Annotated in this window: 2 protein-coding genes; one reads left to right on the top strand and one right to left on the bottom strand. The window is 63.9% G+C overall.

The window, feature by feature from the left end; all coding sequences use genetic code 11:
* Nucleotides 1–117 precede the first annotated feature (117 nt).
* Nucleotides 118–1134, top strand: a complete 1017-nt coding sequence (locus H8R02_RS29985; RefSeq protein WP_187085704.1) for an IS110 family RNA-guided transposase — start codon at nt 118–120, stop codon at nt 1132–1134.
* A gap of 102 nt (nt 1135–1236) precedes the next feature.
* On the opposite strand, the gene H8R02_RS30195 is transcribed toward H8R02_RS29985, so the two are convergent.
* A partial coding sequence (locus H8R02_RS30195; protein ID WP_222622707.1) for a hypothetical protein occupies nt 1237–1424 on the bottom strand: 188 nt, incomplete at its 5' end.

The raw sequence follows: 1424 nt of genomic DNA, 5'->3' as shown, positions 1-1424 counted from the left end.
TAACGAATGAAAGGGACTTCCCCGTCCCTGGGTGCCCGCGCAGTTGCGGAGTACGGCAACGAAGTGCCACGATGGGATTGTCGAAGTCTCATCAACCACCTGTGAGAGGGGAAGTCCATGGCCATTGTCACCTTGGGAATCGATCTCGCCAAGAACGTGTTCGCGCTGCATGGTGTGGACGCCACGGGTCGTGCAGTGCTGGTGCGCCCGAGCGTGCCGCGCGCGAAGCTGCTCGAAGTGGTGGCCGCGCTGCCGCGCTGCCTGATCGGCATGGAAGCATGCTCCGGCGCGCATCACTGGGCACGCCTGTTCGCCTCCCACGGCCACACCGTGAAGCTGATGGCCCCGAAGTTCGTTGTGCCCTATCGCCTCTCCGGCAAGCAGGGCAAGAACGACGCGGCAGACGCAGCGGCGATCTGCGAGGCGGTGACGCGACCGAACATGCGCTTCGTGCCGGTCAAGAGCGTGCAGCAGCAAGGCGAGCTGATGGTGCACAGGGCGCGCCAGGGCTTCGTTGCGCAGCGCACCGCCACGCTCAATCGCATCCGCGGCCTGCTGTCCGAACTGGGCATCGTACTGCCGCTCAAAGCGGCCACGGTGCGACGCGAAGCGCTCGCGCAATTGGAGGATCTGCCCGGCTGGGCCAATACGGTCGTTGGCGATTTACTCTCTGAAGTCTCGCGCCTCGACGAGCGCATCGCCATGTATGACCGACACCTGCGCACCATCGCAAAGGCAGACGACTCGGTGCAGCAGTTGATGCAGCTGCCCGGAGTTGCGGAAACGACAGCCACGGCGCTGGTGGCCACGATCGGGCGTGGCAACGAGTTCCGCAACGGCCGGCAGCTGGCCGCCTGGCTGGGCCTGGTGCCCGGCCAGTACAGCTCCGGCGGCAAGCAGCGGCTGGGTCGAATCACCAAGGCGGGAGACCCGTACCTGCGCATGCTGTTGATCCTGGGCGCGCGCTCCGTGCTGCAAGGTGCGAAGAACAGGAGCGACGCGATCAGCCGATGGGCCCTGCAGCTTGCCGCCCGGGTGGGTTACTGGAAAGCGATCGTCGCCATCGCCGCGAAGAACGCACGCATGTGCTGGGCGGTGCTGGCCAAGGGAGAAAGTTTCCAGCTGCCGGCCTGAGCCGACAGAGCATTCAACGCGTGTGCAGAAGCGTCGATGAGTGAAGGTTGGACCTGCGCGGGGTGTGCCTGTTCATCTCTAGGAGGAGCAGTACGTCCTCGGCTAACGATTGAGGCCCCCGCGTGCGTCTTTCATCAGGGTCCGCAGCACGCCAGCTGCATCAATGACCGTTTGTAGTTTCGCTGTCCGCATCCTTCGCTGCAATCTGCCTGCGCACGCAATTTGAAGAATGGAGATCGAGCTTCGCTCGAGGAATTCAATCGCTTGACAGACGGGGAAGCCCTTGTAGT

The sequence above is a fragment of the Ramlibacter albus genome (genome assembly GCF_014297445.1).
GTDB classification, from domain to species: Bacteria; Pseudomonadota; Gammaproteobacteria; order Burkholderiales; family Burkholderiaceae_C; genus Ramlibacter; species Ramlibacter albus.
The sequence above is the reverse complement of the archived record's forward strand: the minus strand, read 5'-3'. Positions and strand labels throughout refer to the sequence as shown.